This window comes from Krasilnikovia sp. M28-CT-15 (assembly GCF_047159595.1).
Classification (GTDB): Bacteria; Actinomycetota; Actinomycetes; order Mycobacteriales; family Micromonosporaceae; genus Actinoplanes.
In genome coordinates this window covers 7255535-7277085 of the sequence record NZ_BAAGAK010000001.1, presented here as the reverse complement: position 1 = coordinate 7277085, position 21551 = coordinate 7255535, and the positions used below count along the sequence as shown (strand labels likewise).

General features: G+C 67.8%; 20 protein-coding genes and 1 tRNA gene. 13 read left to right on the top strand and 8 right to left on the bottom strand.

What is annotated here, in order from left to right:
* Positions 1-57: 57 nt before the first annotated feature.
* Positions 58-1452: an MFS transporter gene (locus tag ACMCNO_RS33415; RefSeq protein ID WP_412753385.1), complete on the bottom strand. Its 1395-nt coding sequence runs from the start codon at positions 1450-1452 to the stop codon at positions 58-60.
* 289 nt (positions 1453-1741) lie between these two features.
* Between ACMCNO_RS33415 and ACMCNO_RS33410 the strand changes: the two genes are divergently transcribed.
* Genes ACMCNO_RS33410 through narI form a run of 4 tightly spaced genes read left to right on the top strand, consistent with a single transcriptional unit; the run spans position 1742 to position 8550 of the window.
* Complete coding sequence (locus tag ACMCNO_RS33410; RefSeq protein ID WP_412753384.1) at positions 1742-5443, top strand: nitrate reductase subunit alpha; 3702 nt, start codon at positions 1742-1744, stop codon at positions 5441-5443.
* Position 5444: 1 nt separating this feature from the next.
* A complete protein-coding gene (gene narH / locus ACMCNO_RS33405; protein WP_412753383.1) occupies positions 5445-7118 on the top strand; it encodes a nitrate reductase subunit beta in 1674 nt (557 codons plus the stop codon).
* Entirely contained in the window at positions 7118-7825 is a 708-nt protein-coding gene (gene narJ / locus ACMCNO_RS33400) for a nitrate reductase molybdenum cofactor assembly chaperone (RefSeq protein WP_412753382.1), read from the top strand. The genes narH and narJ overlap by 1 nt, the downstream gene beginning before the upstream one ends.
* Positions 7822-8550, top strand: coding sequence for a respiratory nitrate reductase subunit gamma (narI, locus tag ACMCNO_RS33395; RefSeq protein WP_412753381.1), 729 nt, complete (start codon positions 7822-7824; stop codon positions 8548-8550). The genes narJ and narI overlap by 4 nt, the downstream gene beginning before the upstream one ends.
* Positions 8551-9655: 1105 nt before the next feature.
* Here narI and ACMCNO_RS33390 read toward each other — a convergent pair.
* Together ACMCNO_RS33390 and ACMCNO_RS33385 are read right to left on the bottom strand one after the other, a co-directional pair.
* Positions 9656-9868: a DUF397 domain-containing protein gene (locus ACMCNO_RS33390; RefSeq protein WP_412753380.1), complete on the bottom strand. Its 213-nt coding sequence runs from the start codon at positions 9866-9868 to the stop codon at positions 9656-9658.
* Positions 9865-10725 carry a helix-turn-helix domain-containing protein gene (locus ACMCNO_RS33385; protein WP_412753379.1) on the bottom strand — a complete coding sequence of 287 codons (861 nt, stop codon included), beginning with the start codon at positions 10723-10725 and terminating at the stop codon, positions 9865-9867. The genes ACMCNO_RS33390 and ACMCNO_RS33385 overlap by 4 nt, the downstream gene beginning before the upstream one ends.
* Before the next feature lie 920 nt (positions 10726-11645).
* Between ACMCNO_RS33385 and ACMCNO_RS33380 the strand changes: the two genes are divergently transcribed.
* From ACMCNO_RS33380 to ACMCNO_RS33365, 4 genes are all read left to right on the top strand, one after another.
* A complete protein-coding gene (locus ACMCNO_RS33380) occupies positions 11646-12071 on the top strand; it encodes a glycine-rich domain-containing protein (protein ID WP_412753378.1) in 426 nt (141 codons plus the stop codon).
* Positions 12072-12125: 54 nt separating this feature from the next.
* The gene (locus ACMCNO_RS33375) at positions 12126-12953 is read left to right on the top strand and encodes a hypothetical protein (RefSeq protein WP_412753377.1); all 828 of its coding nucleotides are present in this window, start codon (positions 12126-12128) and stop codon (positions 12951-12953) included.
* A gap of 21 nt (positions 12954-12974) precedes the next feature.
* Positions 12975-13235: a hypothetical protein gene (locus ACMCNO_RS33370; protein WP_412753376.1), complete on the top strand. Its 261-nt coding sequence runs from the start codon at positions 12975-12977 to the stop codon at positions 13233-13235.
* Between the two features lie 116 nt (positions 13236-13351).
* Positions 13352-13498, top strand: a complete 147-nt coding sequence (locus tag ACMCNO_RS33365; protein ID WP_412753375.1) for a hypothetical protein — start codon at positions 13352-13354, stop codon at positions 13496-13498.
* Between the two features lie 52 nt (positions 13499-13550).
* Here the strand turns inward: ACMCNO_RS33365 and ACMCNO_RS33360 are convergent, their stop codons facing one another.
* Together ACMCNO_RS33360 and ACMCNO_RS33355 are read right to left on the bottom strand one after the other, a co-directional pair.
* Complete coding sequence (locus tag ACMCNO_RS33360) at positions 13551-14390, bottom strand: replication-relaxation family protein (protein ID WP_412753374.1); 840 nt, start codon at positions 14388-14390, stop codon at positions 13551-13553.
* A 68-nt stretch (positions 14391-14458) separates the two neighbouring features.
* Positions 14459-14797: a hypothetical protein gene (locus tag ACMCNO_RS33355; RefSeq protein WP_412753373.1), complete on the bottom strand. Its 339-nt coding sequence runs from the start codon at positions 14795-14797 to the stop codon at positions 14459-14461.
* A 1136-nt stretch (positions 14798-15933) separates the two neighbouring features.
* On the opposite strand from ACMCNO_RS33355, the gene ACMCNO_RS33350 reads away from it, so the two are divergent.
* From ACMCNO_RS33350 to ACMCNO_RS33340, 3 genes are read left to right on the top strand one after another with little or no spacing between them, the layout of a single operon-like run.
* Positions 15934-16392 (top strand): hypothetical protein, encoded by a 459-nt coding sequence (locus tag ACMCNO_RS33350; RefSeq protein ID WP_412753372.1) that lies wholly within the window; start codon positions 15934-15936, stop codon positions 16390-16392.
* Entirely contained in the window at positions 16389-16598 is a 210-nt protein-coding gene (locus ACMCNO_RS33345; RefSeq protein WP_412753371.1) for a helix-turn-helix transcriptional regulator, read from the top strand. The genes ACMCNO_RS33350 and ACMCNO_RS33345 overlap by 4 nt, the downstream gene beginning before the upstream one ends.
* A 3-nt stretch (positions 16599-16601) precedes the next feature.
* Positions 16602-17819, top strand: coding sequence for a tyrosine-type recombinase/integrase (locus tag ACMCNO_RS33340; protein WP_412753370.1), 1218 nt, complete (start codon positions 16602-16604; stop codon positions 17817-17819).
* A gap of 142 nt (positions 17820-17961) precedes the next feature.
* On the opposite strand, the gene ACMCNO_RS33335 is transcribed toward ACMCNO_RS33340, so the two are convergent.
* Positions 17962-19050: a flavin-containing monooxygenase gene (locus ACMCNO_RS33335; protein ID WP_412753369.1), complete on the bottom strand. Its 1089-nt coding sequence runs from the start codon at positions 19048-19050 to the stop codon at positions 17962-17964.
* 74 nt (positions 19051-19124) lie between these two features.
* Here ACMCNO_RS33335 and ACMCNO_RS33330 point away from each other — a divergent pair, with 74 nt between their 5' ends.
* Both ACMCNO_RS33330 and ACMCNO_RS33325 read left to right on the top strand, forming a co-directional pair.
* Positions 19125-19430 (top strand): ArsR/SmtB family transcription factor, encoded by a 306-nt coding sequence (locus ACMCNO_RS33330; protein WP_412753368.1) that lies wholly within the window; start codon positions 19125-19127, stop codon positions 19428-19430.
* A 104-nt stretch (positions 19431-19534) separates the two neighbouring features.
* The gene (locus ACMCNO_RS33325; protein WP_412753367.1) at positions 19535-20350 is read left to right on the top strand and encodes a hypothetical protein; all 816 of its coding nucleotides are present in this window, start codon (positions 19535-19537) and stop codon (positions 20348-20350) included.
* A 143-nt stretch (positions 20351-20493) separates the two neighbouring features.
* Here ACMCNO_RS33325 and ACMCNO_RS33320 read toward each other — a convergent pair.
* Both ACMCNO_RS33320 and ACMCNO_RS33315 read right to left on the bottom strand, forming a co-directional pair.
* Positions 20494-20570: transfer RNA gene (locus ACMCNO_RS33320), tRNA-Pro, on the bottom strand.
* Positions 20571-20643: 73 nt separating this feature from the next.
* Positions 20644-21537 carry a metallophosphoesterase gene (locus tag ACMCNO_RS33315; protein ID WP_412753366.1) on the bottom strand — a complete coding sequence of 298 codons (894 nt, stop codon included), beginning with the start codon at positions 21535-21537 and terminating at the stop codon, positions 20644-20646.
* Between the last annotated feature and the right edge of the window lie 14 nt (positions 21538-21551).

Here is a 21551-nt window from a genome sequence, read left to right as displayed (position 1 = left end):
CCTCGGCGCCTACGCCGTCAACGCCGTGCGGGCGCGACCGTATCCGGTGTTACGGCACTAGCTGGGCCGAGGCGCGTCCTTGCGGGCGTAGCGGATCCAGGTGATGGCCACGCACATCACGGCCCATGCGATGCCCACCGCGTAGAAGGCGGTCGCGCCGATGGTGGTGATGCCGACGCCGAAGAAGAACGGCCCGAAGGCGGCGATTGCGGCGGTCCAGCCGATCACTCCGCCTGCCTGGCGGCGTTCGAAGATCATCGGCATCTGTTTGAAGGTGGAGGCGTTGCCGATTCCGGAGAACAGGAAGATCGCGAGCATGCCCCAGAGGAACTGGTGGAAGTCCGAGTCCAGGGCTGCGGCGGAGCTCAGGTCCGGGGTGAGGGCGGGGATCGTGTAGGCGATGGAGGCGATCAGCCCGAGGCCGGAGATCAGGGTCCAGATGGCGCCGCCCATGCGGTCGGTGAGGGGGGCGAAGAGCACGCGGGCACCGGCTCCTATGAGTGGGCCGAGGAAGACGTACTTGACCGGGTCGGGCACCGTGTAGCCGTCGATCAGGACGTGGGCGGTGGCGCCGACGCCCTCGACGATCTTCGGGTTGCCGGACCCGTACAGGTTCGACATCAGCAGCCCGAACTGGGCAGCCAGGCCAGAGAAGGTACCGAAGGTCATGATGTAGAGCAGGGTCATCAGCCAGGTGTCGGTGTTGCCGAAGATGTCGAACTGCTGCCGGATGTTCGCCTTGATGGGCACCGACTTCAACAGCGTCCAGGCGAGCGCCGCGCCGATGACCATCAGCGGGATCCACACGAAGGCGGCGTTCTGGAACCAGACCTCCTTGGGCGGCTTGCCCGGTACGGCCATCTGCTGACTGTCACCGAGGAACGCGAAGAACGAGACCGCGATCAGGTATGGCGTCATCAGCTGCACCAGTGAGACGCCGAAGTTGCCGAGACCGGCCTGTAGGCCTAGCGCGGTGCCCTGCTTGGCGCGGGGGAAGAAGTAGGAGGTGCTGGGCATGAAGCCGGAGAAGGCGCCGCCTCCGATGCCGGCGAGGAAGGCGAGCGTCATGAGTTCCCAGTAGGGCGCCGTGGGGGACTGGACCCGTACTCCCCAGCCGAGCGTGGAAGCGATGAGCAGCAGCGTGGTCAGCGAGACCATTTTCCTGGTGCCGAGGATCGGCGGGAGGGTCATCCAGACGAGCCGGAAGAGTCCGGCGGACAGCCCGGGCATCGCCGCCATCCAGTAGAGCTGGTCCTTGCTGAAGTGGTACCCCAGCGCGTTGAGCTTGGGGATGATCGCACTCGGCAGGAACCAGGCGACGAAGGCCAGCGTCAGGCAAAAGGTGGTGATCCACAGGGTCCGCCAGGCCAGGCCCGAGTCCCAGCTGGCCTCGTCCTCGGGGTCCCAGGATCGCAGCCACTCCCCGGACCCGGTCGGTGCGGTGCGCTTCATCGCACTACCTCCTTCGGGAAATCGATCCGCCCGCAACGCGCGAGGTGACATCGATTAAAGGATCGCAACCATTTCGCGGGCGGTGTGTGACATGGTGAGAAATGTGCGTGCGGAGGTCGCCGGCGTGGACTAGAGCGCAGCTTCCCTGCTCCCGGCGCCGGTGTGGTGGGCCGTCTGGTGGGTTCCTCGCGCGCGGAGCGCGGCGGTGGTGCTGGGAGCTGGTACGGGCTGACGGTAGGGAGGCCCTTCGTCCGCCAGTCCTTCGAGAATTGCGCCGAGGAGCCGCCCGATGAGCCTTGAGAGCCCCTTCCAGCAGGCCCTGATCTCGGGGCGGCGGTTCTTCACGAAGGCCGAGGTGTCGCCCGATGATCGGGCGGTCTACAAGAGGGGCGGTCGCGAGGGCGACGTCTTCTACCGGGACCGGTGGAGCCACGACAAGGTGGTGCGGTCCACCCACGGGGTGAACTGCACCGGGTCGTGCTCGTGGAAGGTCTACGTCAAGGACGGGATCATCACCTGGGAGGCGCAGCAGACCGACTATCCCAGTGCCGGCGCGGACCGCCCGGAGTACGAGCCGCGGGGCTGTCCGCGCGGCGCGGCGTTCTCCTGGTACACGTACAGCCCCACGCGGGTCCGCTATCCCTACGTGCGCGGCGTGTTGTTGGACCTGTTCCGGGCGGCCAAGCAGAAGTACGGCGACCCGGTGGTGGCCTGGGGCTCGATCGTGCAGGACGAGGAGCAGTCGCGGGCGTACAAGAAGGTCCGGGGCAAGGGGGGACTGGTCCGGACCGGCTGGGATGAGGTCGCCGAGCTGGTGGCGGCCGCGCATGTGTACACCGTCAAGCGGTGGGGACCGGATCGGATCGCCGGCTTCTCGCCGATCCCGGCGATGTCGCCGGTGTCCTACGCCTCGGGCGCACGTTTCCTCGAGCTCATCGGCGCGCCGATGCTGTCGTTCTACGACTGGTACGCCGACCTGCCCAACGCCTCGCCGCAGATGTTCGGCGACCAGACCGACGTTCCCGAGTCGGGGGACTGGTGGGACGCGGGCTACCTGGTCATGTGGGGCTCCAACGTGCCGATGACCCGTACCCCGGACGCGCACTGGATGACCGAGGCGCGCTACCGCGGCCAGAAGGTCGTTGCCGTTGCGCCGGACTACGCGGAGAACGTGAAGTTCGCCGACGAGTGGGTCAGCCCGGCGCCCGGCACCGACGGGGCGCTGGCGATGGCGATGGGGCACGTGATCCTGCGGGAGCACTTCGTCGAATCCCTCGCGCCGTTCTTCGCCGACTACACCAGGCAGTTCACCGACCTGCCGTACCTGATCTGCCTCGAACCCGAGGCCGACGGCGCCTACCGTCCGGGCAAGTACCTGGTCGCCGGCGACATCGAGCATCCCGAGGGCGGCAGCGAGAACCAGATGTGGAAGCCGGCCGTGATCGACACGGGTTCCGGCGAGGTGCGCATCCCCCGGGGAGCGATCGGTCACCGCTACGGCGACGAGGGTCTGGGCAAGTGGAACCTCGACCTCGGTGACATCGACCCCACACTGTCGCTGTACCCCGCGTCGGGATCCGCCGCGCCGGACGGTGTCGAGGTCGAGCTGCCGCGCTTCGACGGCACCGACGGCAAGGTCACGTACGAGCGGCGCGGTGTTCCGGTGCGGCGCATCGGTGACCGGGTGGTGACCACCGTGCTCGACCTGCTGCTGGCGCAGTACGGCGTGCACCGGGCGGGCCTGCCGGGGGTGTGGCCGCGGGGGTACGACGACGCGAGCATCCCCGCGACTCCGGCCTGGCAGGAGCAGCACACCGGCGTGCCCGCCGCGCAGGTCACCCGGCTGGCCCGCGAGTGGGCGCAGAACGCGATCGACACCCAGGGCCGCGGCATGATCCTGCTCGGCGCCGGCACCAACCACTGGTTCCACTCCGACCAGATCTACCGGGCAATCCTGCTGCTCACCACAATCACCGGCACCCAGGGCCGCAACGGCGGCGGCTGGGCCCACTACGTCGGCCAGGAGAAGATCCGGCCGATCATGGGCTTTCAGCACATGGCATTCGCGTTGGACTGGCAACGGCCGCCGCGGCACATGAACCAGACCGCGTACTGGTACGTCAACACCTCCCAGTACCGCTACGACACCTTCACCGCCGACGACCTCGACGCCGGCACCGGCGTCTTCGCCGGAAAGACGACGATGGACCTGCTCGCCCAGTCGGTCCGGCTCGGCTGGACCCCGAGCTATCCCACCTTCGACCGCAGCTCACTCACCCTGGCCGACGACGCCGCAGCGGCGGGCATGGAGGCACCCGCGTACGTCGCCCGCGAGCTCAAGGAGGGCCGGCTCAGGTTCGCGGTGGAGGACCCTGAGGCCGAGGACAACCACCCTCGCGTGCTGTCGCTGTGGCGGTCCAACCTGCTCGGCAGCTCCGCCAAGGGCAACGAGTACTTCCTGCGGCACCTGCTGGGCACCGACAGCGCCGCAACCGCCGCCGAGGCCGGACCGGCGCAGCGGCCCAGCACGATCCGGTGGGCCGATCGGGCGCCGGAGGGCAAGCTCGACCTGCTGATGACGATCGACTTCCGGATGACCAGCAGCACCATCTTCAGCGACGTTGTGCTGCCCGCCGCCACCTGGTACGAGAAGCACGACCTGTCGACCACCGACATGCACCCCTTCGTGCACTCCTTCAACCCGGCGATCGCGCCGCCCTGGCAGACCAAATCCGACTGGGATGCCTGGAAGACGATCGCCAAGAGGTTCAGCGAGCTCGCCGCCGACCATCTCGGCACCCGTAAGGACGTCATCGCCAAGCCGCTGTGGCACGACACGCCCGAGGCGATGGCCACCGTGCACGGGGTGGTCAAGGACTGGCGGCTCGGCCCCGACCATCCCGACGGGTGCGACCCTGTGCCCGGCAAGACCATGCCGGTCATCGCGGTCGCCGACCGCGACTACGCCGCGATCTACGAAAAGATGATCTCCATCGGCCCGCTGATGGAGAAGGTCGGCATGCTCACCAAGGGCGTGGCCTACGACGTCAAACGAGAGATCGACATCCTGCGCCGCCGCAACGGGGTGACCCGCGGCGGTGCCGGCGACGGCCAGCCCAAGGTCGAGACCGATGTGCAGATGGCCGACGCGATTCTGCACCTGGCCGGCGTGTCCAATGGCCACCTGGCCACCCAGGGCTTCAAGTTCCTGGAGAAACGCACCGGAACCCAACTCCACGACCTCGCCGCCGAGCACGAGGGCAAGCAGATCACCTTCGCCGACACCCAGGTCGCCCCGGTACCCGTCATCACCTCACCGGAATGGTCAGGATCGGAGTCCGGCGGTCGCCGGTACTCACCGTTCACGATCAACATCGAACGACTCAAGCCCTTCCACACCCTCACCGGCCGACAGCAGTTCTACGTCGACCACGACTGGTTCCTCGGCACGGGCGAGATGCTGCCGGTCTACCGGCCGCCCCTGAACATGACCGCGTTGTTCGGCGAGACGCCGATCGGCGAGCAGAACGAGCTGGGCGTCTCGGTGCGCTACCTGACCCCGCACAACAAGTGGTCGATCCACAGTGAGTACCAGGACAACCTGTTCATGCTGTCGCTGTCGCGCGGCGGCCAGTCGGTGTGGCTCTCCGACCAAGACGCGGCCAAGATCGGCGTCAAGGACAACGACTGGATCGAAATGGTCAACCGCAACGGCGTCGTCGCCGCCCGGGCAATCGTGAGCCACCGGATGCCCGAGGGCACCGTGTACATGCACCACGCTCAGGACCGGCTCATCGACGTCCCGCTGACCGAACGCGACCGCAAACGCGGCGGCATCCACAACAGCCTCACCCGGATCCTGCTCAAACCCAACCACATCGTCGGCGGCTACGCCCAGCTCGCCTACTTCTTCAACTACATCGGCCCGATCGGCACCAACCGGGACGAAGTCACGATGATCCGCAAGCGCGCCACGAAGGTGGAGTTCTGACATGCGTGTCATGGCACAAATGGCCATGGTAATGAACCTCGACAAGTGCATCGGCTGCCACACCTGCTCGGTCACCTGCAAACAGGCCTGGACCAACCGCACCGGCACCGAGTACGTGTGGTTCAACAACGTCGAGACCCGGCCCGGCCTCGGCTACCCCCGCACCTACGAGGACCAGGAGACCTGGCAAGGCGGCTGGGTCCGCAAACCCAACGGCCGCCTGGCCCTCAAGGCCGGCGGCCGGCTGCGGAAGCTGCTGCACATCTTCTCCAACCCCAAGCTGCCCTCCATCCACGACTACTACGAGCCCTGGACCTACGAGTACGAGACGCTGCTGAACTCACCCCAGACCGACACCTTCCCGGTCGCCCGCACCAAGTCGCTCATCACCGGCAAGGACATGAACGTCGAGTGGTCGGCCAACTGGGACGACGACCTCGGCGGCTCCCCCGAGCACGCCGCCCGCGACGTGCTGCTCAAGGGCATCGAGGACAAGGTCAAACTCGAGTTCGAGCAGACCTTCATGTTCTACCTGCCGCGCATCTGCGAGCATTGCCTCAACCCCTCGTGTGCGGCCTCCTGCCCTTCGGGCGCGATCTACAAGCGCTCCGAGGACGGCATCGTCCTGGTCGACCAGGACCGCTGCCGCGGCTGGCGGATGTGCGTCTCCGGCTGCCCGTACAAGAAGGTCTACTTCAACCACAAGACCGGCAAGGCCGAGAAGTGCACCTTCTGCTACCCGCGCGTCGAGGTCGGCATCCCCACTGTCTGCTCGGAGACCTGCGTGGGACGGCTGCGCTACATCGGGCTCGTGCTCTACGACGCCGACCGGGTCCTCGAGGCAGCCTCGGTGGAGAACGAGCACGAACTCTACGACGCCCAACGGGGCTGCTTCCTGGACCCCGCGGACCCCGAGGTCCGGCACGCCGCCGAAGCCGCGGGCATCCCCGGCGACTGGATCGACGCCGCGACGAGATCGCCGGTCTGGGCTTTGATCAACAAGTACCAGGTGGCGCTGCCGCTGCACCCGGAGTACCGCACGATGCCGATGGTCTGGTACATCCCGCCGCTCTCGCCGGTTGTCGACGTCATCAGGGAGACCGGCCACGACGCCGAGGAACGTGGCAACCTGTTCGCCGCGATCGAGGCACTGCGCATCCCGGTGGAGTACCTCGCGAACCTGTTCACCGCGGGCGACACCGCACCCGTCGACCGGGTGCTGCGCAAGCTTGCCGCCATGCGCTCCTACATGCGTGACATCAACCTCGATCGCGACCCCGACGACACGATCCCGGCGGCCGTCGGTATGACCGGGGAACAAATGTACGACATGTTCCGCCTCCTCGCGATCGCCAAGTACCAGGAGCGGTACGTCATCCCCACCGCCCACGCCGAGCAGGCACACGCCCTGGAGGAACTCGCCACCGAATGCCCCGTCAGCGACTACGGCGGCGGGCAACAGGACCTGCTAGGCGAAGGCGCCGGGTATCCCACCCCGGTCGCAATCGAGAACTTCCGGATGCTCCAGGACCGGCAGACCGCCGACACCAGCGACGAGCTGGTAGGCGGCGGGTCCAAGGCCGGACGCGTCAACCTGCTGAACTGGGACGGCCGTGGCACCCCGGAGGGGCTCTTCCCGCCACGCGCCTCGAAGGATCAGGGAGACGACACCTGATGTTTCCCCGTACGCGCAAGCACCGCCGAGCCGTCACCACCCGCAACGTCTGGGCCGCCTGCTCGGTCCTGCTGGACTATCCGACGGCTGAGCTGCTGGCCAGCCTCGACGACATCGAAGCGCAGGTGCCAGCCAACGCACCGCTGGCAAGCCTGCTGGCACACCTACGCTGCCGCGAGCTCAGAGAGCTGCAGAAGGAGTACGTCGAAACCTTCGACCACACCCGCAAGTGCGCCCTCTACCTCACCTACTACGCCTACGGCGACACCCGCCGCAGGGGCGCCGCCCTCTTGCGCTTCAAGCAGGCGTACCGACAGGGGGGCATGCAGTGGGACGACACCTGCGGAGAGCTTCCCGACCACCTGTGCGCCGTGCTCCAATACGGCGCGACCATCGACCCCGACGTGGCCTGGCAGCTGCTCAACGAGCACCGGGCCAGCGTCGAGATGCTGCGCATCGCGCTGGCCGGGTGGCGCAACCACGACGGAAGCATCGGGTCACCGTGGCACGGCGCGCTCCGCGCGCTCTGCGCCACCCTTCCCGAACTCGCCGGCGTGGAAGCCGACGCGGTACGGCGCCTCATCGAGCAAGGCCCGCCCGCCGAGGAGGTCGGTCTGGGCGGCTACGGTGCTGACCCCAGCCTCAGCGCGGTCCGTGGCCCGGCACTCATCAGCGGACCCACCATCGGAGTAGGAGCGCCACGGTGAGCACCTTCCTCTGGGTCATCATCCCCTACCTCTGCCTGGCAACCTTCGTCGTTGGTCACTTCTGGCGTTACCGCTACGACAAGTTCGGCTGGACCACGCGCTCGTCACAGCTCTACGAGGACCGGCTGCTGCGCCTCGGGTCGCCGCTGTTCCACTTCGGCATGCTCGGGGTGGTCGGCGGTCACATCATCGGCTTGTTGGTGCCCCGCTCGTGGACCGAGGCCATCGGGATCGACGACCACCTTTACCACCTCGTCGCCGTCGTCGGGGGTCTCGTGGCCGGGTTGATGGCGTTCGTCGGCATGGTGATCCTGATCTACCGACGCCGTACGGTCGGTCCGGTCTTCAGCGCCACCACGTCGATGGACAAGGTCATGTACGCATTCCTGGGCGCCGTCATCCTCCTGGGCATGTGGAACACCATCGCCGGCTCGGTCTTCTCCCTCGGCGGCGAGTACAACTACCGGGAAGGTGTATCGGTCTGGTATCGCTCGTTTCTCGCCTTCCAGCCCCAGCCCGAACTCATGGCCAACGCACCCATCGGCTTCCAGCTGCACGCACTCGTCGCATTCGGCCTCTTCGCGCTCTGGCCGTTCACCCGGCTTGTGCACGTCTTCTCCGCCCCGGTCGGCTACCTGACTCGCCCATACATCGTCTACCGGTCACGGGAAGACCGGCTTGGCAGCCGAACCAGCCGACGCGGATGGGAACGCGTGGGATCATGACCTGATGTCCGGGTTGGAAAACCCGGTCAAGGGTCGGATCCGGGGAGAGACCCATCCTCGGTTGGCTATGACGGTCATCGCAGGCCGTCAGGATCAGTCGGGTCGCGGCTGGTCCAGGTGGTCAGCTGCGGAGTGTGTCGCGTGGTGACTGGCCGCACACGGTCCGGTAGGTCGCGGCGAAGCGGTCCGAGGTGGGTGAAGCCCCCCGGTGTGCGACCGCGGCCACGCTGGTGGTGGTTGGGGTCGGCTGCGGCATACAACTCAGTTCGCTCATCGACTGTCCTCCCATAACCGCGGCCGTTCTCCATGCCCTGAAGTGTTCCCGCTCGCCGAGTCCGTAGTGGATTGTTCGATCGTCGGTCTGCACCCGCACAGTTCCGACGCCTGTCGCGGTCAGTCGAGGCTCGCGCCTGGCGTATTCTCGGTCTTCGAGGGACGGGCGTGGAACCGCCGCTGAAGCGGCACATCCTGGCATCGGCGTAGCCGACGAAACTTGAACCGACCGCCCGTTGTTCTCGGCCTCCGTCGGGCCTTGTCATTTGTTGCCAGAACCTCTTCTTGCGGAACGTCACGGTTCCAAGCATGTCGTTGACTGCCGGAACTGGTCATTGACCTGCTCAGAGGTGGCCTGCGGCATGTCATTCCTTGTCATTAAAAGCCGATACTAGGCAAGGGTTTTCGGGGGTAAACGGAGGGACATTGGTCCGCCTCAGCCCGGAATCCGCCCAGAGCGGAGCAGTCAGGCTGATCCAACGCGCGTTCGACGGTCAATCACCGGGCGGATTCCCTGCCCGGCGCGGTCGTGACCGGTCCCTCGGGTACTTGCCATCCGCGAATGGCTGCGCAGGCGCGGGATCCGCGCCAAGATCCCGCAGCCGTGGCGACCAGAAGGCTCACCGCCTGCGGCGAGGCTGGGTCGGTGGCCGTCCACCAGCCTTCGACGCCAAGCAGTAGAGGCAGCGCTATATCGCGGAACACTGGGTTAACCAGCTCCAACAATGGCGTGGCCTGGTAGTGCGCGCCGACGACCTCGCCGTGCACAACCCGGCCGCACTTGCCCTGGCCGGGAGCCTGGACCGGACCACCATGATCCGAGAGCGGCTCCCTAGTCGAGCAGGCCCTCTTTCACGCCCTGGACGAACGAAGCGCGCTCCCCCGGGGTGAAGAACAGGATCGGGCCGTCGGGGTCCTTCGAGTCGCGCATGGCGAACCCGCCGTCCGTCAGGTCGGTGACCTCGACGCAGTTGCCCCCGCTGCCGTTGGAGCGCTTGCGCCACTCCACTGCGTTGCGGTCAAAGGTTTCGTGGTAGGTCTTCATCGCTTCATCTCCTCGGCCGCCCTTTCGATGAGTTGCTGGGATTGGAGTGGGCTGGCGGCCGTTGCAAGCACTGATTCCCAGGCTTCCCTGTATTCCTCTACCTCGGCGCGGTCGTCGATGTAGAGACTCCTTGTGCGTAGGTCCACGCTCACTACGTCGCTGTTCTCGTCTTCGGCGAAACGCAGGATGATGAACCCGCCTTCCATGGCCCGGTGTGCGCCGGCCTGATACGGGATGACCTGCACGACGACGTTGGTGCGCCGTACCGCGTCGAGCAAGTGCATAAGCTGGCCGCGCATGACGTCCCGTCCGCCGACCTCGCGATGCATGATCCCCTCATCCAAGATCGCATGTAGGCGGGGCGCATCGTCACCTTGCAGTATCTGCTGCCGGTAGGTGCGGGCCTCGACTCTTCGCCCCGCCTCTTCTTCATTCTGAGCATCGCCGACGGCATCGACCAGTGCACGCGCATATTCCGGGGTCTGTAGGAGGCCCGGCACGACCATGCCTTCGTATGTCTGCACAACGGAGGCCACGGCCTCGAAGCCGAGGTAGGTGGAGAACTGTCGGGACACGACGTCGTCGTATCGGTGCCACCAGTCTCGGCCGCGTGATCCGCTGGCCAGCGCGAACAGGGCGTCGATGATCGCCTGTTCCTTGACTTCGTAGAACTGCATGAGCGTGCGCAGATCGGCCGGATTGATCGGCACCAATCCGCGCTCCTGGCGGCTGCCCTTGCTCGTCGACCAGCCGGTGTGCGCCTTGAGGTCTTCCAGGGTGAGGCCCTTGGCCTCCCGTAGCTGACGCAGCTCGATGCCGAGCCGTCGCCGGTCGATCGATCCTCGTGCACCAGGCATTGCATCCCGTCCCTTGCGTCTCGGCACAGTCTTGCAAACCCCCTCTGATCAGCGCGCGGATGGTCTTGCATGAGTCATTGTCTCATCCGGAGACATTGCACCACGATGTTGCACGGCGTACGTTGTTGCTCAGCGGTTTGGTGCGGTTACACCGGCCGCGCGCGCGAACCACCCTCGTGTCCCGTCTTCGACCGATCGAGGTGATTGCAATGCAGCACTACCCCCGTGCACAGGCATGGTGGGAGCGCCTCGCATGGTGGCGTGCACGGCGGTGCGCCGTCTGCGGTATGCCATGGCTTTGTGACGAGGCCACTAAGGCCCGTATGCGCAAGCGTTCGCAGGTCGTGCGCAACGACCACACTGGGGCCTGGGCGTCCGTGCAGACCCAGGCGTTCCCACAAGTCGGCCGGGCCGGGTGGCTTACCCCAGCGCAGACCCACCGCGCGGGCGGACCGCCGTGCTGATGCCCCGTACAGAGCATCAGGCGGCGCGACCGTCCTGGGAATGCCGCGCTTGTGGGCAGGCATGGCCGTGCGCCGCAGCGAAGGTCGAACTCGCTGAGCAGTACCAGCGGTTCCCAACCGGCCTCGCCATCTACCTCGGCTCTTGCCTGGTCGAGGCGATTGACGACTGGGCCGCGAATGCGCGCGGAGCCGCTCCCGATCTATACGACCGCTTCTTGGGCTGGGCCAGGGGCTCAATCGGGGCGGGGAACAACATGCTGCGCAATGCCGTCAACCACTGATCCCTATGGCTTGAGCTGCACCGGCACATGCCGGGCTGAGGTCTCAGCGATCTAGGTCCCACCGCGACGGAGCCGCCTCAACGGTGCGGCGGGCATCGTCGCTCATGTCCCATAGCGGCAGGAGGAACACATGTCCGTAACCACAGCAAAGGGCGCCATCGATGGGCGTTCATTGGTGCCGGAGGAGCTGTTCTCGCGGCTGACAGCCCGCGTTGCCTTCGAGCATCCCGAGCTGGCACCTGACATGCCCGTCCGGATTCTCGACCAGGCGCTTGCGTTCCTCGGCGCGTGCGCGGTCACCACCGAGCCGATCGGTCCGTCCGATCTGGTGGACATCGGGTGGCACACGTTCATCCTCTACACCCGTGACTACGAGGCGTTCTGCGACCGCGTAGCGGGCCGCTTCATCCACCACCGGCCCGACGACGCACCCGGCGACGGATGGCCCAACACGCCCGAGTCGGCCGCTGTGCCGATCTCGAACACAGTAGAGACGATCCGCGCGGCCGGATACCGCCTCGACGCTGACCTGTGGAACGTCGGCGCTACTAGCGATTGCACCCAGTGCCACGCGGGCTGTACCGACAGCCCCGGACGGTGACGCTGAACACCGCAAGTCGAGTACGGTCCCCTCGATAACCCCGGAGGAATCGTGATGGACCGCTGCCACTGGTTTGACCTCCCCCTAGACGTTCAGGGCGCGGTGCGCGAGCACACGGGCGACCTGGAACGGGTTGAGCCGGTGGCGGCGGGATCATTCGCCGACATGGCCGTCATCCTTCGCACCGCCGGGCGGCCGGTGTTCTGCAAGGCGACTCGGGCCGACAACCCCAGAGCTTGGGTGCTCCGCAACGAAGCGCGCCTAAACGGCGTCCTGCCTCGCTCTGTGGTTCCGCACCTAAGGTGGGAAGTCGAGACGGGCGACTGGCATGTACTTGGATTCGACGTCGCCGACGGCCGGCACGCTGACCTCGCTCCCAACTCGCCCGATCTAACGAGGATCGCCGCGACGCTCGAACACCTATCAGCGCTGCTCACACCCTCGCCCACCGATCGCGTGCAACCGGCGACGGCCCGATGGGCGGGGCGCGTGGCGCCCGAGCTGGTTGACGGGGACACCCTTCTGCACACCGACGTGACAGCACGGAACTTCATCATTGGGTCGGCGGTCTTCGTGGTGGATTGGTCAACGCCATGCCGAGGCGCGGTGTGGATCGACACAGCGCTGATGGTGGTTCGGCTGATCCGCGCCGGGCACACACCCGGGCAGGCCGAGCGGTGGGCTGCCTCGGTGCCGATGTGGCAGACAGCCGATCCGGCCGCGCTGGATGCGTTCTCGGCCGCCCTGGCGAAGCTCTACACCCAGCGGTGCCAGGAGTCCCCAGCGCAGCACCGTCGCGAGCTCAGTGCGGCGGCGCGATCCTGGGCGGCGCATCGATCACCAGCCTGGCCAAGATCCGCCCTTAGACTCCCCACCTCCTGAACAAGCATCGATCGGAGCGGAATGCGGCTGGCCGAGGTTCTTGACGTCATCGAAGGCGTGCTCAAAGCGAGCGACCACCCGGACATCGTGCAGGTAGACCGCTACGGCGATGCCACGGAGCCGTGGGGACCGAACATCCAGACGTCCAAGAGTCTGTCCATCAGCGGCGTCAGGGTCCGCTATCAGTCATCCGCCTCCGCGATGATCTTCGGTGCGGTGTGGCCCAGCGAGACGGCCATTCCGGTGCCCGACAAGATGCCGCCACCTGTCCACCGCGCCTAGCCATCTTCGTTGTCCAACTCCTTGACGTCGCACGTCCGACGGTGGTCCGGTCGTGGCAGCTCGTTGCGCTATCGGATCTCGGCCTGACCGACGCGCGAGGCACCTCCCCGAGCGGCGTGAGCCTGGTCAGCGCAGGCGGCACGAAGGTGCTCCTCCGCATCTCGGGCGCCAGCGTCTCGACCGGCGCCGATCCAGAGACGGAGCCGTTCCCGAACTACGTCATCCCCGACGCGGTCAAGTCGTGGCAGGCGGGCCGGGTGTAGTAGGACCACGAACCCGGTCTGCGCTGCATCACGCCGGCACGACGGGGCAAGATCAAGCCGCGTTTGGATGCCACCGGTCCTGCAGGGCATTTCCACGGTCGCCGTCCCCAGTCGGGGCGAGGTCCGCGATGCTGATCCGCCCGGGGTGTCCGGCGACCCGCCACACCGGCCCCGCCGGGCCGCCGGTGTCGGCGGCGTAGTCGGCGGCGGTCGCCACGGTCACTGCGTCGGGCACCCCGGTGCGGGTGAGGTGGGTGTGGAAGTTCTGCTCGCGGGCGCCGGTGGGGAACCAGAACAGCACCGGATACGCCCGCGATGTTGGGAGCGCGGCGTAGCCGGTCAGCTTGCCGACCACGCGCGACAGGGTTTCGGTGCCGAGATCGACTTCGAGCCAGAACGGCACCGCACGTCCGCCGACGTTCCACACGCCGTGCCCGTCCGGGCGGACCACGGCGCCGACCTGTTCGCGGCAGCGGGCCTCGTTCCACCACCGGTCCAGCCGGGTGGAGGGGTCGGTGTGGGCGTGCGCGGTCAGCGCAACGAAGAACCCGTTGGTCGTGAGCAGGTGGCCGAGTGTCGGGGACATGGCCAGTCGTGCCGTGGCGTCGCGCACGGCGGCGGGGCGGGGCAGCGGGTCACCGTGTCCGGCCGCGATCAGCGCGGCGCCGACCGGGCCGAGGGTCCACCGCCAGGCTTGCGAGCCGGGGCGTTGGTAGTGGCGGAACCGGTCGAGGATGTTTCGGGAGTGCAGGGTGTTGAGCCGGTTGCGGGCACGGCCGACGGATCCGAAGGCGAGGTCGACGAGCTGGTCGGTGGTGAAGGTCTTGTGTTGGTCGAGCAGGTCGAGCAGGAACCGGTCTCGGGGGGTGAGTCGACCGAGTTCGCCGGCCACGACGGACGCCGTGAGGCGGGCACCGGTAGGGGCAGAGCGGTGAGTGCTAGTAGGAGTGATATCTCTTATCAGTCGGTTCCGTTCCACCAGTCCTCCTCGGTGCCGTTGACGTGCACGGATGACGTGTCATAGGGGGCGCGGTCCCACGAGTCCTCGGCCTCGTGGGAAAGCTCGTTGAATCCCTCGTTGGACGGCTCCTGAGGGGTCTCGTTCGACCGCTCGCCCCCAGCGGTGAAGGTGTTGCGACCCACCAGAGCCGCAACCTGAACCGGCATGGCGGGCTCCGACTCGGTACTCGCCGCCACGGTCACCGCCGTGCCGAGCCGCTTGCGGCCGTCGTCGCGAGACAGCCCGTTGCGCTCGCACGCCATCCGGCGGGGCCGGGATCGGGTACGGCGCCCCGGCACCGGGGGCATTGTCGGGGACGGCGTGGCCCAGGCCGGTTCCCCATGGCCGAACCGGCGGCGACCCGACGCCGACCACGGCGAGGACGAGCGGGCATAGACCCAGCGCGGGACGGTCGGGGACGGCGCCTGGGGGACGGCGGGACGGCCGGGGACGACGTCCGCGGGACGGCGGGACGGCAGACGGGGACGGCGGGACGAGGCCGCTGAGGCGCCGCGCGAGCACCGGATCGGTCGTTGGCCGGGCGGCGCGGAGTCGGCATGGGACGGTGGAGCGGGCGGTGGTTCATGGGACAAGCACCTCCGGGGTGGCCGAGCCCCCACACCCCGGGGTGTGGGGTTGGGCGGGCGGGCGGGCGGGCGAGGGATGGTGGTGACCTGCGACCGGCGCGGTGGCCGTCCTCCTTCGGAAGGGTTCGGCGGGGCCGTTGCGGGTGTCAGCGCCGTCAGCGGGGCTGGTCGAAGAGGTCACCAGGTGCGGGAAAGTCCCGCACTTAGAGATACAGATTTCGGCCCTCGTTTGGACAAGCCGCAGGTCAGCTCCGGTGCGATGAGTTGGGCTCGAACGTCATCGTGGCCTCGGCGACCACGGCCGCACCCTCGGAAATCAGCCAAGGGCAGGATGGCCGCGACCAGGCGGTCCTCGGCCCGCGAGCGTTCCTTGGTGACCGCCCAATTGCCGCGCCATGTGCGGTCGGCGTAGTCGGCCACCGATACGCCTTCCATCGGGAGGGCATCGATGAGTAGGTGAGATGCGGGCCGGAAGTGGCTGATGGTCCTTCTTAGCCCTAAGTCGATCTTGTTATAGGTGACCGCGATCACTAGTTGCCTCGGCGGGGTCTCTGGAGCAGCGCGGTGCTATTGCGATCATGGCTTCGACCTGTGTGTTCAACCCCAGAGCCGATCTTGCTATGGGTGCTCGGCGACGGCGTTAGCCGGGCGCGGCGGGCATGCGGAACCCAAGCCGATGTCCAATCCGGCCCCGAAATCTGTATCTCTATATGTCAGCGTTCGTCGGCGGACATGGCCCACACCCCATGCCGCAGACACACACCTCCGACCCGCGCCCTCGAGCGTCTGTCGGACTTCTTGTCGTTCCACGCCACACCCAGCGCCAAGCCGATGCGGCTGAGCGTGAGGTGCCCGACTGGTACGGCATCCGCCCGGATCGCGTCGCGCACCTGATCGCCCGCTACACCCGTGACGGCGACGCCGTCCTCGACGCCGACGCCCACCTGACCATCGCGGCGGCTGAGTACCTGGGCCGCCGATCCGCCATCGCCGTCGTTCGCCGGCCGCAGACCACGCGGCACGACTCCACGCCGAGCACGGCCGATTCCGCCGGGCCGCACACCGGTCGGCTTGATTCCTTCACCGCGTCCCGCGTGGATCGACGGGCACACCCGGCGCCCGCCGCAAACGCCGACACCAGCGGCGGCATCGCCACCCATCCCCGGCCCACCCCGGACCACGTCGAAAGGACCGCCGCTCCGTGCCCGCCCAACTCACATCCCACGCCGGGCCACGCCCAGCCCGACACCACCCCCACCGCTTCCGACCCACAGGCCGGTTCGTCCGCCACGGCAGGCCGGCGATGAGCGCCGCGCCCGCCGCCGAATGGCGGCCCGACCCGCTCCTGACCATCGACGACGTCGCGGCCTGGCTCGGCAAGCCGAAGAACACCCTGTACGCCTGGCACAGCCGAGGCAGAGGACCGCGCGCCATCCGGGTCGGCAACACCCTGCGCTACCGGCGCAGCGAAGTCGACCGCTGGCTCGACGCCAACACCGACCCGGAGCGCTGAACCATGGCCCGACCTCCATTGCCCATCGGAGCCTGGGGCAACATCCGCACCGAGAAACTCGGCCCTAACCGGCACTGCGCCCGCGCCCGATTCCGCGACTACGACGGCAAGACCCGCGACGTCGAGGCCACCGGCCCTACCGGCCCGGCCGCCGTCCGAGCGTTGCAGACCAAACTGCGTGACCGCATCGCCCCGAACGACGACGAAATCACCAGGGAAACCCGCGTCAACACGCTCGCGGACCTCTGGCTTGACGAGATCCTGACCGAGGAACGCGTCACGCCGCAGACCATAGACAGGTACACGACGAGCTTGCGGACCGTGATCCGGCCAGCCCTCGGCAATCTGCGGCTTCGGGAGGCCAGCGTTGGACGCATCGACAAGGTCCTGCGCGAGGTCGCCAAAGACCGGCCGTCAGCAGCCAAGGGCGCAAAGGTCGTCCTCGGCCAGATGTTCGCCCTAGCGGTACGCCGTGGCGCGCTCGCCACCAACCCAGTGCGCGAGACCGGTCGAATCCGCAAGCAGCGCCGCACGGTGGTCGCCCTCGAACCGCATCAACTCGAAGGAGTCCGCGCGGCGATCAGGAAATGGCAGCAGCCCACGCCCGGGAAGTCGGGACCTCGGCAAACCGGCGATCTGGCCGACATCGTCGATCTCCTGTTCGCCACCGGCGCCCGCATCGGCGAGATCCTGGGCCTGCGATGGGAAGACCTGGAACTCGCCGCGGATCCACCGACTCTCACCATGTGCGGCACGATCGTCTACGTGAAGGGCAAGGGGTTCTTCCGGCAGGAATGGACGAAGACCGACGCCGGCTACCGGACCGTCGTCCTTCCTCGCTTCGCGGTGGGCATGCTGATGGCGCGCAAGATCGCCGCGGTCGTCAATCCGAACGATGCGATCTTCGCCTCCCGGCGCGGCACGTGGCTATCTCCGCAGAACGTGCGGCGTCAGTGGCGCCAAGCCCGAGCCGACACCGGCCTCGAATGGGTCACCCCGCACACCGCCCGCAAGACCGTTGCCAGCCTCATCGATAAGGAAGCCAACGCCAAGGACGCCGCAGGCCAACTCGGCCACGAAGACGAGTCGATCACCAAGAAGCACTACATCGTCAAACCGGCCATCGCCCCGGACAGTTCCCGAATCCTCGAACAGCTTGGGGCCAGCCCGGAGGCAACTGGCCCTGAGCGCCGTGCACAGGGACCGACCCGGGCCCCGTAGCTACCCAGTTCGCGATCGAGGCGTTTCAGCCAGGCCGTACCTCTCCGAGCGCGGCGCCGCGCTCGGAGAGGTATTGAACACCTCGGCCGCCGAGGCTGGTTCGCCGCCAGCAACAGCGCGGCAAGAACCAGACCGGCGGCGTTCACCATGCCCCGACCGGCGAAACAGCACGGACGTCGGCGGCCAGGCGCCGCACGACGTGGACGGCGTCGCGGCCCACGCCGCGCAAGGTGGCCGAGGCGATGCCCCGCTGCCCTTCCAACCCCACGAACCCCAGGCCCGGTACGGCGGTGGACACTCCCCGGTCGTGGTCGGGATAGCCGCTCGCGTCGAGCGCGCTGCGCCCGTTCGGACCCGTACAGTCGGCGAGGTGCGCGAGCTGCGGCCGATAGCCGGTGGCCAGCAGGATCACGTCGATCGGCTCCCTTGCGCCATCGGTCCAGACCACCCCGTCCGCGTTGAGTGCGGTGAACATCGGGCGCCAGTCCGGGCGCCCCGCCGCGATCGCGGCCCGGTAGCGGCCATCGTCGAGCACCCGCACGGTCCTGCCTCGCAGCAGGCGGCCCAGCGGCAGCCGCTCCACTCCGGTGCGGTGCAGCCACTCGTGCAGATCCCGGCCGAGCGGGCGCTGCGCCATGAACCGTACCGGCCCGCGGGAGCTGAGGGTGACGGATGCGACCTGCGCTAGCTCGACGGCGATCTGCACCGCCGAGTTGCCCGCCCCGACCACCACCACCCGCCTACCGGCGAACGGTGCCGGCTCCCGGTAGTCGGCCGAGTGCAGCACCGTGCCGGCGAAGGCGTCCAGGCCCGGCAGGTTCGGCCGGTACGGAGCGCCGAAACCGCCGCTGGCCGAGACGACCAGCCGAGAGGTGAACTCCCGCCCGTCCCCGGCCCGGGTCACAAACCCATCGCCGGTACGGGTCACGGCGACGGCCGGCGTGTTCAGCTCGATCGGGGCGCCCAACCGCTCGGCGTATGCGGCCAGATAGGCCACCACCTCGTCGCGGGTCGGGTACCGGTCCGGGTCGCCAGGAAACGCCGACCCCGGTAGCTCGCTGAAACGGGCGGGGGAGAACAGGGCCAGGCTGTCGTAGTAGCGCGACCAGGACCCCGTCGGCGATGAGCCCGCCTCTAGCAGCAGCGGGTCCAGGCCGTGGCGGTGGAGCGCGTGAGCGGTGGCGAGGCTGGCCTGGCCGGCACCGATGACAACAGCGTCGAGGAGAGTCATGCCGACCATCGTATCGTCATCCCATGGATTCACGATATGACGATGTAAGATAGAGTCGGCGGCGGAGGTAGCCGATGACCGACACCGCGACGCTGAGCGAACGCACTCGCGAGTTCTTGCGCGCCCTCGCCAGCGAGAACCGCCAACAACTCCTGCTGCTGTTCGCCGACGCTCAGCCGCGCAGCGTCGGGCAGATCGCCGCCGAACTGGGCATCGGCCAGTCCACCGCCTCCGAACAGCTCGCCGCACTGCGCCGCGGTGGAATCGTCCAAGCCCGCCGCGAAGGCAAGACCGTCTACTACTGCGCCGACCGCGACGGCATCATCAACGCCCTCGACGAGCTGCAGACCATCCTGCGCAGCTGCTGCCCGCCCAGCTAGCGATTCTGAGGTGGGGCCGAAGTGGACGTGAGCGGGCGTCGAGTGTCGCGGTCGGTGACGAAATTCCCACTGAGCCGACGAGGTCCGGCGTAGCATCGCCGGCTGTGCAGCCCGACGAAGACCGCGACCTTCGAAAGCTCTTGTCGTTGTTGGACAAGGCCGACGCATGGCGCGAGACGACCGACAGGCCCGCCGCTGCCTGGCACGTGCAGCCGGGCAGTCCCTTGGCGGGCGACGATGCCAAGACCGACCCGTACCAGGTCTCGCACAGTGCGTGGCACGCTCTCACGGTCGCCGTCGATCACATTCAGTGCCTGCGCTCATCGCTGGTCAGCGAACTGACCGACCGTTCGGCGTCGATTCTCATCCACACGCACGCGCAGTCCTCGCTCATCCGCGGCGCCTTCGAAAACGGTGCCCGCGCTGTCTGGATGCTTGGACCGCCGACGCGGCTGGACCGGGTAACGCGGCGCCTGTCCCTGCAGGCCAAGGAGGTTCGCCACTCGGCGAGGATGCAGGCACTCGTTGGGCATCAAGGCCCTCGGACAGTTGAACAGCGTGAGCAGCAGCTGATCGACCTGGTCATCAAAGCGGGCGTGGCATCTCACGACGCTAAGAAGGCGTTGCGGTCACCGCAGTACTCCGACATCGTCAAGGCGGCCGGCGAACTGACCGAACTCGGCGCGGACCTCGCCGAAGTGGTTTGGAGCGGCTGTAGCTCCCTTGCGCACGGCGACATCACCGGAACCATCGCTCTGCTCGACAGAGAGATTGTGGAGCGCGTAGGCGATATCCACCATGTCCGGATCACAGCCTCGGTAAGCGGGCTCTACTGGTGCACGATCGCGTCGTTCGTGCTCATCAACGCTGGCTTTGACCTCTTCAGGACGCGATCCACGGCCCCGCACAGCCATCGATAGCCCTGGGACCGCGTTGGGTGTCACCACCGGCCGGCGAACCTGATTGCGCCCAGGCGTTTGCGGGGGGTTTTCGGGGGGCGATTCAAACCCCATAGACAAACGTAAGGCCCTGACCGGCATCTCTGCTGGTCAGGGCCTTACCGTGGTCGGGGTGGCCGGATTTGAACCGACGGCCTCTTCGTCCCGAACGAAGCGCGCTACCAAGCTGCGCCACACCCCGAGCGTGCGGAGCAATAGTATCCGACTGCCCCGGCCAGGCAAATCCGGTATCCCCTTGGGGATGATTTCGCAGGTCAGCGCGGTATCAGGGTGAGGACGGTGGCCTCCGGGCGGCAGGCGAAGCGGATCGGCGCGGTGGGGTGCGTGCCCAGCCCGGCGGAGACGTGCAGCCAGGAGTCGGAGCCGGGCCAGCGGTGCAGGCCCTTGGCCATCGAGGTGGGCAGGTCGCAGTTCGTGGTGAGTGCGCCGTACCCGGGGACGCACACCTGGCCGCCGTGGGTGTGGCCGGCCAGCAGCAGCGTGAAGCCGTCGGCAGCCATCGCGTCCAGGACCCAGGAGGCGGGGGTGTGGGTGACCCCGATGTGCAGGTCCGCGCCCGCCGAGGCGGGGCCTGCCACGGACGGGTAGTCGTCCCGGTCGACGTGCGGGTCGTCGACGCCGACAAGCTCCACGGAGCGCCCGCCCGCCTTCAGGACCGTACGGGCGTTGTTCAGGTCCGCCCAGCCCGCATCCGTGAACGCCTGGCGCAGCGCCTCGTACGGCAGTTCGACGCCCTGCACGTACTCGCGTTCGGGCAGCACGTACCGCAGCGGGTTCCCCCAGACCGGACCGCGGTAGTCGTTGGAGCCGAACACGAACGCCCCGGGGAGCCCGAGGAACGGCTGGAGGGCCCGCACCACGCCGGGCACCGATTCGGGGTCGGCCATGTTGTCGCCGGTGACCACCACCAGGTCCGGGTCGGTGCCGCCGAGCGCGGCCACCCAGTCCTGCTTGCGCCGCTGGCCCGGCATCATGTGCAGGTCGCTGAGGTGCAGGATGCGCAGGGGCTCGGCGTCGGGCGCCAGCACCGGCACGTCGACGCGGCGCAGCGTGAACATGTTCCGCTCGATCAGCGAGGCGTACGCGAACGTGGCGGCGCCGGCGACGAGGGTACCGGCGGCCAGGGCGATAAGGGGGCGCTTTCGCATACCCGCCAGGGTAG